Here is a 15138-nt window from a genome sequence, read left to right as displayed (position 1 = left end):
GTCAGAAGCGCACGCGCACGGCGGCGTCGATACGGGTGCCGAGACCGACCATCCGGTACTCGGAATTGCTGTCGGAGAACGCGCGGGTGACCGCGACGTCGACGCTCACGCGCTTGTTCACGTCGGCGACGACCTGCGCGATCGCGAGCAGGCCCTTGTCCTGCGGCGAATAGACGCCGCGAAGCGAATACTCGACGCGGCCGATCTTCTTGCCGAGCCGCGCGAACAGGTAGTCGCGCAGGTTGCCGTCGACGCTCACGAAATCGGCCGTGCCGCCGAGGCCGCCCAGCGCCGCGCCGGGCGCGACGGGCAGGAGCGCGTTGTTCACGCGGACCGCGCTGACCATCTGGCGCCACTGGTTCGCGTCGTAGCGCGCCTCGTCGTGCGACCACTCGACGATCAGCGAGAAGTTGCCGGGCAGTGCGCTCTGCATGCCGACCGCGCTGCGCCACATGACTTGGCGATCGTTGCGGCGATCGACCGCGTCGTACGCGGCCGGGGAATCGAGCGGCGTGCCGTTCGCGATGAACGCAGGCAATGGCCGTGTCGTGCCGCGCTCGAGCCACGCGCTTGCATAGACGGTGTTCGAGCGCGCGACGTCGAACGACAGCGTCGCACCGGCGCCGCCATGGCCCGCATGCCGGCCGGCGAGCAACGCGGCCGAGCCGCCCGACCAGTTGTACGCACCGCGCACGAGCTGCGTCGCGCCCTGCACGTCGCGGTTGTCGACGTCGCTGCGCAGCGTGCGGTTTTCCCCGGCGATGAACTGCAGCGTGGTCTGTTCGCCGGCCCATTTCGCTTCGACGAGCGGCGTGCCTTCGACGTCGCCGTAGCGGTCGTAGATGTCGGCCGTCGCGGCCCGCTTCTGGAAGAAGCCGAGCGGGAAGAACGCCTGCGACGTATCGAGCGGATCGATCCGCTTGCCGGCGGTGAGCGTGATGCCGTTGTCGAATGCGTAGCGCACGCCGGCCTCGTTGAAGCGGGTGGCCTGCGCGCCGAGCGAGTGGTTGCTGGCCACGGCACGGGCGTTCATGAACAGGTTCTCGCCGTCGATGCGCGCGAGCAGGCCCGCTTCCTGCAGGTTGCGCGGCTGGTCGCCGATCAGGTTGCCTAACAGCGCGTGCCCGTCCATGCTGTCGACGGTGCGTGCGTATGCGATGCCGTTCAGCGTGCTCAACTGTTCCATCAGCGATTCTCCGTGCGCGAGCGTGCAGCCGAGCGCAAGCGGGACGGCGAGCGCGGCGGCGGGCCAGAGTCGGCCGGATGATGGAAGGCGGCGGTCACGATGGGCGTCGACATGGGCGTTGTTGTCACTGGCCATCGGCAAGCGTGTCGGGATTGAACCAGCCCGACGGAATCTTGCGCGACTGGCCGTCGAGGATGTCGACGACGCTCGCGCGCTGCTTTTCGATCTCGTTGCGATACGTGATCTTGCGGATCACCTTGCGCCCGTTCGCATCGACCGGCGCGGAGAAATCGGCGCTGCGGAACAGCAGGCCGCTCGCGAGGAAGAACTGCGCGCGCACCGGTACGTCGGTATCGGGCGTGACCCACAGCTTGATCGTCGGGTAGACGTTGTCGGGATCGGTCGCGGTCAGATCGAGCTCGGTGGCCGGCTTGCCGGCGATCGTCGTCGCGCCCGGCGCGGCCGATGCGTGATAGCTGTCCGCCCAGTGCGTGCGCGTGATGTCGCTGATCACGACCTCGCCCTGTAGCCGCTGCATCCCGTTGATGCGGACCGCGCTGCGCGTGTTCGGCACGTAGAACCAGTGGCCGCGCGTCGTCGCGAGGTATTTCTGGCCGTCGTTCTCGCCGCTGCGCGTCAGCGCGAGCGTGTCGCCGTTGCCGCGCGTATAGACGAGATAGCGCGTCGCGTCGCCGGACTGCCCGCCGACTTCGTTCGTGATCTGGATGTTCGTCTGCGTATCGGCGGCCGTGCTGCGGTATGCGTCGGCACGGGCAAGCATGGTCTGGGCCGTCGGGGCGTCGGCGGCATGCACGAGCGGCGCGCACGCGACGAGCGCGGCGGCCAGGTGGCGAATGCGAATCATGGGGCGAGTCCTTCGAGGATGTTGCGTTTGGCGAGGCCGAGCGTCGCGAGCAGCGCGGCGGCCACCCCGAGCACGACGAACGCGCCTTCGACGGCGGCCACGGCGGCCGGCGAGACCGTGAATTCGAGCAGGATCGACTTCACGCGCCCCGGCGGCGGCGGCAGGTGGATCTGTGCGTGATTGAGCGCGACCATCGTCAGCAGCGCCACCGCGATGCCGGCGGCGGCGCCCAGCAGGCCGAGGAAGGCGGTCTCCTGGATCAGCACGCCGCGCACCGTCGCGGCCGGCACGCCGAGCGCACGCAAGGTCGAGATCTCGCGGCGGCGCTCGACGATGCTCATCAGGATCCAGTTGCTCATCGACAGCAGGATGGTCAGGCAGAGAATCGCGCCGAACACCGAGAACTGGTTCTTGTACAGCGCGACGACCTGGTGATAGAGCGACACGAGCTGGTCCCAGGTCTTCACGTCGAGCGTCGGCAGCGCGGCGCGCAGCGACGCGGCGGCGGCCGGCGTGTGCGCGGTGTCCGACAGGAACACCGCGATGCGCGACGCGCGGTCGGTGCGCAGCAGCGCCTGTGCGGCCGTGAACGTCACATTGACGATCCGTTCGTCGACGTCCTTGTTGCCGGTGCTCATCACGCCGACGATCTGCGCATCGGTCGCGTTGATGCCGCCGTGCGCGGTCGACGCCATTAGCTGCACGACCGAGCCGACGTGCACGCCGAGCTTGCGCGCGAGTTCCGCGCCGACGACGACTTCGGTGCCGGGATTCGTCGGCGACAGGTAACGGCCCGACAGCACCGTGTGATAGTCGAAGAAGCCGGGCGGCTCGCGGTTCGGCTCGATGCCTTCGCCGACGAAGCCGTAACTGAGATCGCCGTTCGAGATCAACCCGTCGAAGTCGATGCCGCGCGCGGTGGTCGCGACGCCGGGCAGCGCCGCGATCGCGTGCGTGGCGGTGGCCTGCTCGTCGGCGGTGAGCCCGTACTGCAGCGGACGTTCGCCGATCAGGTCGAGATAGCCGTGGTGCAGCACCTGCACGTGGCCGACGCCGCTGTCGATCGATCCTTCGCGCACCGCATCGAAGGTCGCGATCACGTAGCCGAGCGCGAGGCTCGACGCGAACGCGGCGACGCCGATCATCGCCATCGTCAGCACGGTGCGGCGCTTGTTGCGCCAGAGGTTACGCCACGCAAACGTCGACCAGTTCACGATTCACTCCCGGTACGCCGTCGCGCATCTCGATGCGGCGCGGCAGGTGCGCGCACAGACGATCGTCGTGCGACGCAATCAGAAAGGCGGTGCCCAGCGTGCGGTTGGTGTCGAGGATCAGCTCGGCCACTGCCCGTGCGTTGGTGCTGTCGAGGCTGGCGGTCGGCTCGTCCGCGATCACGATCGCCGGTTCCTTGGCGAGTGCGCGCGCCAGTGCAACGCGTTGCTGCTCGCCGCCGGACAGCTCGCCGGGGCGATGACGTTCGCGCGCGGCGAGCCCCACCGCGTCGAGCATCGCGCGGGCGCGCTCGCGGCGCGTGCGCGGCGTGCCCCATGCGAAGCAGCCGAGCTCGACGTTTTCGAGCGCCGACATCACCGGAATCAGGTTGAACTGCTGGAACACGAAGCCGATGCGCTCGCGGCGAATCCGTTCGAGCGTGTCCGGCGCATCGTCGATCCGGCGGCCTTCGAGCCAGCGTTCGCCGCTGCTCGGCACGTCGAGAAAGCCGGCCAGGTTGAGCAACGTGCTCTTGCCGCTGCCCGACGGGCCGACGAGCGCGACGACGTCGCGCCGGCCGATCGAGATCGTCGCGCCGCGCACCGCGACGACGCGGCCCGCGCCCTCGTACACGCGCGAGACGTCGCGCAGTTCGAGCACCGGCGTGAGCGTGGCGGTCGTCATGCGTACGCTCCCTGGCCGGCTTCGGCGGCGGCCGTCGCGTGGATCACGGACAGCGCGCCGCTCGCATAGAGGTCGCGGCACTTCAGGCGCTGCAGCTTGCCGCTCGTCGTGCGCGGCAGCGAGCCGGGTTCGACGAAGCACAGATCCTGCGCGGCGAAACCGATGCGCGACGCGAGCAACTGCTGGCACTCGGCGCGCGTCTGCGGCGTCGCGTCGACGGGCCGCGCCTCGATCGCGACGACCAGCCGCTCGGTGCCCGTCTCGGGGTCGGGCAGCCCGAACGCGATGCAGGTGCTCTTGCGCAGCGTGCGATGCGACGCCAACGCTTCCTCGATTTCGTGCGGGAAGTAGTTGCTGCCGCGAATGATGATGACTTCCTTCTTGCGCCCGAGGATGTGCAGCTGGCCGTCGGCGATATAGCCGATATCGCCGGTGCGGAACCAGCCGTCTGCCGTCAGCGGCGCGGCGATCGAGCCGTCGTCGGGGTTCAGGTAGCCGAGCATCACCGACGTGCCGCGGATCGCGACTTCGCCGACCGCGCGATTCGCCAGCGCGTGGTCGCCGTCGTCGAGGATCCGGAACGCCATGCCCTCGATCGGCGTGCCCATCGCGAGCACGGTTTCGGTGTCGGTGTCGGCGCCGTCGTTCGCGGCGGCCGGTTGCGCGTCGCGGCGCTCGATCAGCGCGCGACGGTCGAGCGTGTCGGCGATCACGTACGGTGCGCCGTCAACGGCGCCGTCGTGCCACGCACGATGCATCGATACCGCGAGCGTCGATTCGGCCATCCCGTAGCACGGCTGCAGCGCCGATGCGGCGAGACCGTACGGCGCGAACGTCGCGGCGAAGTCGCGCAGCGTCGCGTCGTCCACGCGTTCGCCGCCGATGAAGATGTTGCGGCACGCGGAAAGATCCACGCCTTCCATCGCGGCGACATTGAAACGGCGCACGCAGTAGCGCAGCGCGAAGGTCGGCACCGACGTCGTCGTCGCGCGCGCTGACGCGATGCGCTTCAACCAGCCGAGCGGATTCCGGATGAAGCTGTTCGGCTGCATCATCAGCAGCGGCGCACGGTAATGCAGGTTCGACAGCAGCGTGAGCAGCCCCATGTCGTGATAGAGCGGCAGCCACGACGCGGTGCCGTCGCCAGCCGCAATGTCGAAACGCACCGACCCGCCGATGCCGAGCACGTTCGCGATCACGTTCTCGTGGCTGAGCACCGCGGCCTTCGGGTGCGACGTCGAGCCGGACGTGAGCTGGACATGATGCGGATCGCGGCCATGCTTCGCGCTGATCAGCGCGCGCGCGCCGGCATCCGCGACGAGCGACAGCGTGTCGAGATCGACGACGCGCGTGGACGAAGCGGGAAACGCATCGTCGCGCCATGCGGCCGACTGCGCATCCGCGGCGATGACGAGGCGCGGCCGGTACAGCTCGCAGGCGACATCGATCACCTGCCGCCCGGTCGTGGCGCGGCGCGTCGGAACGGGCACGGTGCAGGGCAGTACGCCCGTCATCACGCAGGCCATCATCGCGACCGCGTGCTCGACCGACGCGGGCAACGCCAGCATCACCATGTCGTTCTCGCGCACGTCGAGTTCGCGCAGCGCGCCGGCCTGGCGAAACACTTCTTCAGCGAAGCGCCGGTACGTGATGCTCGCCTCGTTGCCGGCGTCGTCGACGAACGTCATGCGATGCATGGCGCCCGCGACGTCCTCGAGCGATTCGATGAGGCGATGAATGGTGGATGCGCACTTCGTCACGAGGATTCTCCCCTTGAGGAACACGGCCGCTCGCGCCACGGTGCCGGCGGCGCCGTTCGTCGAGTGAGGGGGATTCTTGCCGGATCGACATGACGCGACAAACGGAATATTTGCAGGCTATGCATGAGCAGCACGCATCCACTCGGCACTGCCATGTGTGTATACGCGCGAGCCCGTGCGAGGTGAATGGTCGGTACGCATTCGACCGGTCGTCTAGTTCACGATGTGGTGCGCTCATGCGCGGGCGTCATGCAATGCGTTCGGAAAATTCGTTTGTCCGAAGCATCGACTCACAGAAGAATTGCAACCCGGCAGCGCGCCAGTGTCGCCGCGTCATCGTGCCGGGCAGGGTCCGGCCAAGGAGAGCATTTTGTCCGTCACCTCATCGCTTCTCGCCCGTCAGAAACCGGTTGCAGACATGAAGAGCCGCCCGAGCGGCGTCGTCTTCTCGCTGAAGCTCGCGGTCTACGTCGCACTCATCGCGCATGGCATGCTGTTCGCGCTGTCGACGGTCGTGGTCCTGAAGATCGTCGGCATCCTGCTGATCGGCGCGATGTACGCGCACGGGGTCGAGCTGCAGCATCAGGCGCTGCATTACCAGGGATTCAGGAGCAAGCGGCTCAACATGGTGTTCGGCGTGCTGCTCGGCATGCCGATGCTCGTGTCGTTTCATGCGTACCAGGACAGCCACCTGCGCCATCACCGGCTGCTCGGCACGCCCGAGAACAAGGAGTTCTTCGACTACGGCGACCAGTACGGCGCGCGCCCCGTCGTGAATCTCGGCCTGTGGGCGTGGCGGCTGTCGATGGCCGCGCACTATATCCAGTTCGCGAAGAACGTCGCGAAGCTCGTCGTGCCGGGCGCACGCTTCGGCGACAACCCGCTCGTGTCGCGCGCGATCCGCCGCGATCACCTGCTGATGGTCGCGACGATCGCGCTGCTGGCCGGTGTGTCGATCGCGCTGCACACGTGGTTCGTCGTGTGGGTGTGGGTCGTGCCGCTCGTGTTCGTGGCCGCGCCCGTGCATGCGCTGGTCGAGATGCCCGAGCATTACCGCTGCGACCTGACGAGCACCGATCCGTTCCGCAACACGCGGACGATCGAGAGCAATGCATTCATGACGTGGTTCACGAACGGCAACAACTATCACGTCGAGCATCACATGATGCCGAACCTGCCGATCGAGCGGCTGCACGATCTGCATGGCGCGATCGGGCCGCGCATCCGCTATTACCACCGCACCTACCGGCAGTTCTATTACGCGCTGCTGCGCGGCAGGCTCTCGCCGCGCACGGTGGACGACGATGCGGACGACCGCGCAACCGATGCCGAAGCGGCGGCGCCGGCGTCCACGCAATCGGCATGACCGGGCCGGTGCCGGGCCCGAATGCCTTTCAACGACGGTGACGACGATGCTCTATCCGGAACTTTTCAGGTCGCTTGAAGCGGTGCGCTGGGACATGGAGACGGACATTCCGTGGGACCGCTTCGACGCATCGCTGCTCACCGACGAGCAGGCCGAGACGATCAGGATGAACGCGATCACCGAATGGTCGGCGCTACCCGCGACGGAAATGTTCCTGCGCGACAACCGGCACGACAGCGACTTTTCCGCGTTCATGAGCGTGTGGTTCTTCGAGGAACAGAAGCATTCGCTCGTGCTGATGGAATACCTGCGCCGCTTCCGGCCGGAACGGGTGCCGACCGAAGCGGAACTGCACGCGGTGCGCTTCGAATTCGACCCGGCGCCGCCGCTCGAGACGCTGATGCTGCACTTCTGCGGCGAGATCCGCCTGAACCACTGGTACCGTTGCGCGGCCGACTGGCACACCGAGCCGGTCATCAAGCAGATCTACGAGACGATCTCGCGCGATGAAGCACGCCACGGCGGCGCGTACCTGCGCTACATGGAGAAGGCGCTGAACGACTGCGGCGACGTCGCGCGTGCCGCGTTCGCGAAGATCGGCGTGCTGATGGCGTCGGCGCGCCGCACCGCACCGAGAAGCCGTTGCACCCGACCAACCTGCACGTGAACCAGGCGCTGTTCCCGCGCGACACCGTGCAGTCGCGCCTGCCCGATCCGGAATGGCTCGAGCGCTGGCTCGACGAGCAGATCCGCTTCGACGGCGAATGGGAACAGAAGGTGGTCGAGCGGATCCTGCACAACCTGTCGATCCTGTTCGAGCGCCCGTTCGCGACCGCGCAGGAGCTGAACCGCTATCGCCGCGAAGTGACCGCGCGAACGCCCCGTGTGACGGACGGCGTGGTGGACACGGTATAGCGGCGCGCATCCCGTCCGGTAAAGGGCGGAACCGATTCCGAACGACTAGGTGGCGTCATGCACGCGGGTTGCCGTTTCCGGGCGGCGGAATATTCATTGCCGGACATAATAGGTTCATCAATTTACGGCAATTGAATGGTGCAATTCAATTTCATGGGTTTAGTATGTTTTTATAAACACGAAATAACGGATTTAAATGGTATTCCGCGTGTAGGTTGAGGTGCGGTTTCTTTTCGTAATACGGTAAATGAATAAAATCGTTTGGTGATTGAAATTGAATTGTAGGTGTGCGGACGTGCTTCTGCTGCGGCGTCCGTATCGTCGTCATGGCGTCGATTTTCGCCTGTAATGTGCTGTTTTTACGCGATTTCGTCGGTCATTCTTCGCGCCATTCTGGCCGCTTATTGATTTACAAAATCACTACTTGATAATGGTAATGTAAGAATATCTGGCCGATGAAAATCGATAGATAAATACGAGTGTCACGATTGAAAATAAGAATGATCCGCATCCATGCTTCAATATAAAATCGTTTCCGAATCCAAAAAGGAGAAACGAGTCAGGGAGACGAACGGCGACTTGCCTGTCGGTGGGTGCAACTTTGAGGCGGCGGTATGGCTAATGTGAGATTGGCAAAGCGATTGAGAAGTATGCCTTCGCTGGATTTCCTGAGAGGCTTCGAATGCGCGGCGCGTCATTTGAGCTTTACGCGTGCCGGGCAGGAACTGAACGTCACGCAATCCGCCGTGAGTCGGCAGGTCAAGGCGCTCGAGGAGCAGCTCCGGATCGAGCTCTTTCATCGGCACATACGTTCCCTGACGCTGACCGACAAAGGGCGGGAGCTGTACGACGCGATCTCGTTCGCGTTGTCCGATCTGGAATCGGTGATCGGCAGGCTGTCGTCGAGCGTGGGCCAGCGCGCGATCTCGTTGTCGACCACCGTTTCGTTCGCGGCGCTGTGGCTGATTCCGCGCCTCGGTTCATTCCGCGCCAGCTACCCCGACATCGACGTACGCGTATCCGCCACGAGCGAAATTGAAGATCTTAAACGCAAACGTTTGCACTTGGCCGTGCGATATGCCGGGCCGTATACGTCGACGGACGAGACGGACGTGCTGTTTCGCGAGCATGTCGTGGCGGTCTGCAGCCCGAGCCTGATGCCGGCGCCGGGCGACGTCGCGTCGATGAAGCCGGAGGATCTCGACAAGCACGTGCTGCTGCATCTCGACGATCCGCGCGGCGAATGGCCGTGGCACGGATGGAGCCATCTGCTGAAGGAGCTGGGCGTGCCGCGCCTGCGGCCCGCCGGCGCACTGCATTTCAGCCAGTACGATCAGCTGGTGCAGGCCGCGGTCGACGGGCACGGCATCGCGATCGGGCGGCGGCCGCTGGTCGACGGGCTGCTGAAGCAGGGCCGGCTCGTCGAGCTGTTCCCGCACTGCACGGTCGCATCGGGCAGCTACGTGCTGGTGCAGAACCCGGACGCATGCAACGAGTTCGATATCGCGGTGCTGACCAACTGGCTGCTCGAGCAGGCGAGTCATCCGCTCGCGTCGGACCAGGAAACGGCCGGCAGCAACGTGGTGCCGATGTATCGCGTCGGATAGGACGGTCGCGGCACGCCGTCACGCGTGCGTGTTGAAGGGGCATGCGGCAGGGTCGACGCGCACGCAGGTGCGAACCGTCATGCGCCGCGCCTGCAACCTGTGCGATGATGCGCCGCTTCGCCTTCGTTGCAGCACGCCGCCGACCGCGGCGCCCGGTTCCGGGCCGCTGCCGATCGCGCCGACACCGGAGACGACATGCCCGCAGTGAACATTCATGGCAGCACCCTGCATTACCAGGATCACGGCACCGGGTTCCCGGTGCTGCTCGGGCACAGCTATCTGTGGGATGCGGCGATGTGGGCGCCGCAGATCGACGCGCTGTCGCGCCAGTATCGTGTCATCGTGCCGGACCTGTGGGGGCACGGCGCATCGGGTGCGATGCCGGAAGGCACGCAGACGCTCGACGATCTCGCCGCGCAGGCGAGTGCGCTGCTCGACGCGCTGGCGATCGAACAGTGCGCGCTCGTCGGGCTCAGTGTCGGCGGCATGTGGGGCGCGCGGCTCGCGTTGCGCGAACCGCAGCGCGTGCGCTCGCTCGTGCTGATGGATGCGTCGCTCGAGGCCGAGCCCGAGGCGACGCGGCTGCGCTACTTCGGAATGCTTGACGCCATCGCCGCCGCGGGCCGTATCGCGCCGCCGCTGCTCGATGCGATCGTGCCGCTGTTCTTCCGGCCGGACGTCAATCTGGCGGGCCCGGTGCCGTCCGCGTTTCGCGACGCGCTGGCGAACCTGCCGGCCGACCGGTTACGGCAATCGATCGTCCCGCTCGGCCGGCTGATCTTCGGCCGGCCCGACACGCTGTCGGCACTCGCCGAACTGGACGCCGAACGCACGCTGCTGATGTGCGGCGCGGGCGACATGGCGCGCCCGCCGTCGGAAACGGTGAAGATGGCGAGCGTGATCGGTTGCACCCATGCGCTGGTGCCGGACGCCGGGCACATCTCGAATCTGGAAAATCCCGCGTTCGTCACGCGCATGCTGCTCGACTGGTTCGACGCGCAGCGGCTGTCGGCAGGCTGACGCGGTGCGCGCGACGCGGCGCATGTCGCGTGGGATCACGTCACGTCATGAGCGCCCGCGCGACCCGCGCCCGCATCACGCACGTTCGCTGACCGGCGTGAGCTTCCTGTCCTGCCCGCGCGCTTCGTCGGCCGGGCCGCGAACGAGGCTCAGCGCCTCCGCGCGACTCGCGACGCACGGCGCGGAGCCGGGCAGCGGCTGGCGCGCCGTTTCGCGCAGCGCGAGCACCGACACGATGCCGATGAACGATGCGCCCATCAGGTAGTACGCGGGCATCATCAGGTCGCCGGTGCGATCGACGAGCCACGCGGTGACGAGCGGCGTCGTGCCGCCGAACAACGACACCGACACGTTGAAGCCGATCGCGAGCGCGCCGTAGCGGATGCGCGTGGGGAACAGCGCGGGCAGCGCCGACGGCATCACGCCGGTAAAGCACGACAGCAGCACGCCATAGATCAGCATCCCGCCGAACACGGGCAGCATGCCGCCGGTGCGGATCAGCATCAGCGCCGGCACGGCCAGCACGAGCAGGCCCACGCAGCCCGCCATCATCACCGGCTTGCGGCCGACCTTGTCCGACAGGTGCCCGGCGTAGAGCGTCATCGGCATCATCAGCACCATCACGAGCAGCACCAGGAACAGGCCGTGCGATTCGCGGAAGTGCAGCGTCGCCGACAGGTAGCTCGGCAGGTACGACAGCGCCATGTAGTCGGTCACGTTGAAGATCAGCACGAGGCCGACGCATTGCAGCAGCGGCTTCCACTGTTCGACGAGCAGCGTCGCGAAGCGTTGTTTCGGCCGCGTGCGTTCGTCCGCTTCGCGTGCTTCGGCCTCCTTCTTGAACGCGGGCGTTTCCTCGAGTTTCAGCCGGACATAGAGCCCCACGAGACCGAGCGGGCCGGCGATGAAGAACGGCACGCGCCAGCCCCACGACAGCAGCGCTTCCTGCGACAGCGACGCGGTGAGCAGCGCGACCGTCGCCGCGCCGAGCGTATAGCCGATCAGCGTGCCGAACTCGAGGAAGCTGCCCATGAAGCCACGGCGCTTGTCGGTGGAGAATTCGGCGATGAAGGTGGCCGCGCCGCCGTACTCGCCGCCGGTCGAGAAGCCCTGCACGAGGCGGGCGACGAGCAGCAGCACGGGCGCCATGATGCCGATCGACGCGTAGCTGGGGATCAGGCCGATCGCGAACGTGCCGACGGCCATCATGATCATCGTGGCAGCGAGCACGCGCTGGCGGCCGATGCGGTCGCCGAGCGGGCCGAACACCATGCCGCCGAGCGGGCGCACGAGGAACGCGGCCGCGAACGTGCCGAAGGTCGCGAGCAGCTGCGCGGACGGGCTGCTGGACGGGAAGAACACCTTGCCGAGCGTGACGGCGATATAGCTGTAGACGCCGAAGTCGAACCATTCCATCGCGTTGCCGAACGCCATGGCGCCGACCGCGCGCTTGAGGACGGCGGGGTCGACGATCGTGATGTCATCCAGCTTGACGGACTGGCGCGAAGATCGGGTTTTCGCGGGGCGCGCTTGCGACGGGCTCAATGAACTCTCCTGGAATGCCTTGGCGGCGCGGCCGGCGGGCATGCAGCGGGGACGTGCGGGCCGACGGACAGCGAAGGCGGATGTCTCGGGGATGCATCGATGCCGGTGGCGTGACGTGCGTAGCGGACGACACCGGGCAGGTGTGTTGTGCGAACCAGTTTAGGGAAACGGGCGCGGGCGGCTATCGGTCATGCGCCCGGAACCCGGTGGTAAACGACATCGGGTTCGTGTGGGGCCGGCTGCGTCGAAGCGGGTGTGTCCGGGCGATGTGCGCAGTCATGTCCCCATGCGCCGGCGTGCGCTGCGGAGCAACGCCACGAACGCCGCTTCGTCCACGCGCAAGCCGCGCGGCGTACGCCGGACCGCGAGCGCGGCGAGCGTGCCCGCCTCGAACGCGTCGAGCACGGCCGGATGGATGTAGCAGCGCCGGCACACGGCCGGTGTGTTGCGCAGTAGCTCGGCCACCGCGCGCACGGTCTCGACGATCTGCTTGCGCGCGTGCGTGACGCCGCGATGCTCGGTGCGCCGCAACAACCCGAGCGCATGCACGCTGCCGGCCCAGGTCCGGTAGTCCTTCGCGGTGAAATCCGCGCCGCCGGCCTCGCGCAGGTAGTCGTTCACGTCGGACGACCCGACCGGATGGCGTACGCCGTCGTCGTCCACATACTGGAACAGCTCGTGCCCGGGCAGCTCGGCGCAGCGCCGCACGATGCGCGCGACCCGCGCGTCGTCAACCGTCACGTCGTGTTCGATCCCGCTCTTGCCGGCGAAGCGCAACTGCACCTGGCCGGGCTGAATTTTCACATGACGCTTGCGCAACGTCGTCAGCCCGTACGAGCCGTTTTCGCGCGCGTATTCCGTGTTGCCGATCCGCGCGAGCGTCGTGTCGAGCAAGCGGACGATCGTCGCCACGACCTTGTCGCGCGGCATGCCCGGCAACGCCAGATCGCGCGTGACGCGCGCGCGGATGCGCGGCAGCGCACGCGCGAACGCGGCCATCCGCGCGTACTTGTTCGCGTCTCGCGTCTCGCGCCACAGCGGGTGATAGCGATACTGCTTGCGCCCGCGTGCATCGCGGCCGGTTGCCTGAAGATGACCGCGCGGGTCCATGCAGATCCACACGTCGGTGTACGCGGGTGGAATCGCGAGCGCGTTGATACGGGCAATTTCGTCGGCATCGCGCACTCGCACACCGTCGGGCCCGTAATACGCGAAGCCGTTGCGGAGCAGTCGGCGCGTGTAGCCGGGGCGACGGTCGTCGACATGGCGCAGCGGCCCGGCGGGCATGCGTGCATTCGGCTGCGACGCGGCACGCTTCTTCATGCTGCAGCGCGTCGATCGACGTCAGTGCCGATCCGCGTATCGTCGGGCTGCGTTCCGGGCGGACATCCTGCGCGCACGGTTTCTCCTTGTTTGTGCGTACGTTCCGGCGTCGTGCAGCAAGAACCGTGCGCCATTCCTGGCACACGCGAGGATGCCCGGCGCGAGCGCGCGCCGGACGGGCGTCCGGGCGTTTGTTTGCGCTGCATGGACGAAACAACGCAACGGCTTCGCCCGGGCAAGCTGACTGCGGCCCGATGTCGGCATCGGGCGGATCGCGTCGACGCCGTGTCGCGTTCAACGAACATCGAAGCTGCCGCGGAGATCGTCGAGGTCGGCTGGAGCGAGCGTTTTACGATGCCGTGAGGCAACGCGCCGGTGGTGCGCTGGCTCGTGCAAAGGCCACCTGGAACGGGGCGGGTCATTCGTTTAGGTGTTTATACGTATGCCGAATCCGATATCGCCCCAATCCAATATTTCATTAGAAGGTTATCGGACTTGTTTCTAGACTGATGCGGGGCATGCAGACCGGGCCGGCGCGACGCCCCCGGCCGGCGCACAGCCCCGACCCGTGCCTGCGCCACGCAGAAACAGAACAGCGCAACGGCAGACAACGACATCATCGGAGACGAACCATGACATTCATCAGGAAGCTGGCGGCCGGCGCGATCGTTGCCGCGGCGACGGTGCTGGCCGGCGGCGCACACGCGCAGCAGAAACCGATCACGCTCGGTTTCTCGCAGGTCGGCGCGGAAAGCGCGTGGCGCACCGCGAACACCGTGTCGGTGAAGGGCGCGGCGAAGGACGCCGGCATCAACCTGAAATTCTCCGACGCGCAGCAGAAGCAGGAGAACCAGATTCGCGCGATCCGCTCGTTCATCGCGCAGAAGGTCGACGTGATCGCGTTCTCGCCGGTCGTCGAATCGGGCTGGGAGCCCGTGCTGACCGAAGCGAAGGCCGCGCACATCCCGGTGATCCTGACCGACCGCGGAGTCGACGTGAAGGACCCGTCGCTGTACGTGACGATGATCGGCTCGGACTTCCTCGAGGAAGGGCGGCGCGCCGGCCACTGGATGGAAGAGCGCTACAAGAACGACCCGGGTCCGATCAACATCGTCGAGCTGCAGGGCACGGTCGGCTCGGCGCCGGCCAACGACCGGCGGGCCGGCCTGCTCGAAGTGATCAAGAGCAATCCTAAGTTCAAGGTGATCGCGTCGCAGAGCGGCGACTTCACGCTGGCGGGCGGCAAGCAGGTGATGGAAGCGTTCGCGAAGACCTACGGCAAGCAGATCAACGTCGTCTACGCGCACAACGACGACATGGCGCTCGGCGCGATCCAGGCGATGGAAGAGGCGGGGATCAAGCCCGGCAAGGACGTGAGCGTCGTGTCGTTCGACGCGACCAAGGGCGGCTTCCAGGCGATGGTCGCCGGCAAGATCAACGTCGACGTCGAATGCAGCCCGCTGCTCGGCCCGCAGTTGATGACCGCGGTGAAGGACGTCGTCGCCGGCAAGCAACTGCCCAAGCGCATCGTGACGAACGAGACCGTGTTCCCGATGAACGTCGCGGCCCAGGTGCTGCCGACCCGCAAGTACTGAGCCACGTACCGACGATCCGGCGCGGGCGGCGGTGTTGCGGCCGCCCGGGCGCCAACCGTT

Annotated in this window: 11 protein-coding genes and 1 pseudogene; 5 read left to right on the top strand and 7 right to left on the bottom strand. The window is 66.8% G+C overall.

Annotated features, from left to right (window positions below):
* Window position 1: 1 nt before the first annotated feature.
* The 5 genes from CFB40_RS34095 to CFB40_RS34075 are packed head-to-tail and all read right to left on the bottom strand — an operon-like array spanning window position 2 to window position 5707.
* The gene (locus CFB40_RS34095; RefSeq protein WP_089433805.1) at window positions 2-1321 is read right to left on the bottom strand and encodes a hypothetical protein; all 1320 of its coding nucleotides are present in this window, start codon (window positions 1319-1321) and stop codon (window positions 2-4) included.
* A complete protein-coding gene (locus tag CFB40_RS34090) occupies window positions 1311-2051 on the bottom strand; it encodes an outer membrane lipoprotein-sorting protein (protein WP_089433804.1) in 741 nt (246 codons plus the stop codon). Before CFB40_RS34090 ends, CFB40_RS34095 begins: the two co-directional genes overlap by 11 nt.
* Window positions 2048-3265, bottom strand: a complete 1218-nt coding sequence (locus CFB40_RS34085) for an ABC transporter permease (RefSeq protein ID WP_089429817.1) — start codon at window positions 3263-3265, stop codon at window positions 2048-2050. The genes CFB40_RS34090 and CFB40_RS34085 overlap by 4 nt, the downstream gene beginning before the upstream one ends.
* Window positions 3237-3947 (bottom strand): ABC transporter ATP-binding protein, encoded by a 711-nt coding sequence (locus CFB40_RS34080; protein ID WP_089429816.1) that lies wholly within the window; start codon window positions 3945-3947, stop codon window positions 3237-3239. Before CFB40_RS34080 ends, CFB40_RS34085 begins: the two co-directional genes overlap by 29 nt.
* Complete coding sequence (locus CFB40_RS34075) at window positions 3944-5707, bottom strand: fatty acyl-AMP ligase (RefSeq protein ID WP_256976959.1); 1764 nt, start codon at window positions 5705-5707, stop codon at window positions 3944-3946. The genes CFB40_RS34080 and CFB40_RS34075 overlap by 4 nt, the downstream gene beginning before the upstream one ends.
* Window positions 5708-6125: 418 nt before the next feature.
* Here CFB40_RS34075 and CFB40_RS34065 point away from each other — a divergent pair, with 418 nt between their 5' ends.
* The 4 genes and pseudogenes from CFB40_RS34065 to CFB40_RS34050 all read left to right on the top strand — a co-directional run bounded on the left by CFB40_RS34065 (window position 6126) and on the right by CFB40_RS34050 (window position 10615).
* Window positions 6126-7073, top strand: a complete 948-nt coding sequence (locus tag CFB40_RS34065) for a fatty acid desaturase family protein (RefSeq protein WP_089429814.1) — start codon at window positions 6126-6128, stop codon at window positions 7071-7073.
* A 46-nt stretch (window positions 7074-7119) separates the two neighbouring features.
* Window positions 7120-7988, top strand: a pseudogene (locus CFB40_RS34060) (ferritin-like domain-containing protein).
* 614 nt (window positions 7989-8602) lie between these two features.
* Window positions 8603-9595: a LysR substrate-binding domain-containing protein gene (locus CFB40_RS34055; RefSeq protein WP_089429812.1), complete on the top strand. Its 993-nt coding sequence runs from the start codon at window positions 8603-8605 to the stop codon at window positions 9593-9595.
* A 195-nt stretch (window positions 9596-9790) separates the two neighbouring features.
* Window positions 9791-10615: an alpha/beta fold hydrolase gene (locus CFB40_RS34050; protein ID WP_089430139.1), complete on the top strand. Its 825-nt coding sequence runs from the start codon at window positions 9791-9793 to the stop codon at window positions 10613-10615.
* Between the two features lie 75 nt (window positions 10616-10690).
* Here CFB40_RS34050 and proP read toward each other — a convergent pair whose 3' ends face one another.
* Together proP and CFB40_RS34040 are read right to left on the bottom strand one after the other, a co-directional pair.
* Window positions 10691-12160, bottom strand: a complete 1470-nt coding sequence (gene proP / locus CFB40_RS34045; RefSeq protein WP_089434029.1) for a glycine betaine/L-proline transporter ProP — start codon at window positions 12158-12160, stop codon at window positions 10691-10693.
* 276 nt (window positions 12161-12436) lie between these two features.
* The gene (locus tag CFB40_RS34040; RefSeq protein ID WP_089433802.1) at window positions 12437-13483 is read right to left on the bottom strand and encodes a DNA topoisomerase IB; all 1047 of its coding nucleotides are present in this window, start codon (window positions 13481-13483) and stop codon (window positions 12437-12439) included.
* A 632-nt stretch (window positions 13484-14115) separates the two neighbouring features.
* Between CFB40_RS34040 and CFB40_RS34035 the strand changes: the two genes are divergently transcribed.
* Window positions 14116-15078, top strand: a complete 963-nt coding sequence (locus CFB40_RS34035) for an ABC transporter substrate-binding protein (protein ID WP_089429808.1) — start codon at window positions 14116-14118, stop codon at window positions 15076-15078.
* The last annotated feature ends 60 nt before the right edge of the window (window positions 15079-15138 follow it).

Source organism: Burkholderia sp. AU31652 (genome assembly GCF_002223155.1).
GTDB lineage: Bacteria > Pseudomonadota > Gammaproteobacteria > Burkholderiales > Burkholderiaceae > Burkholderia.
The sequence above is the reverse complement of the archived record's forward strand: the minus strand, read 5'-3'. Positions and strand labels throughout refer to the sequence as shown.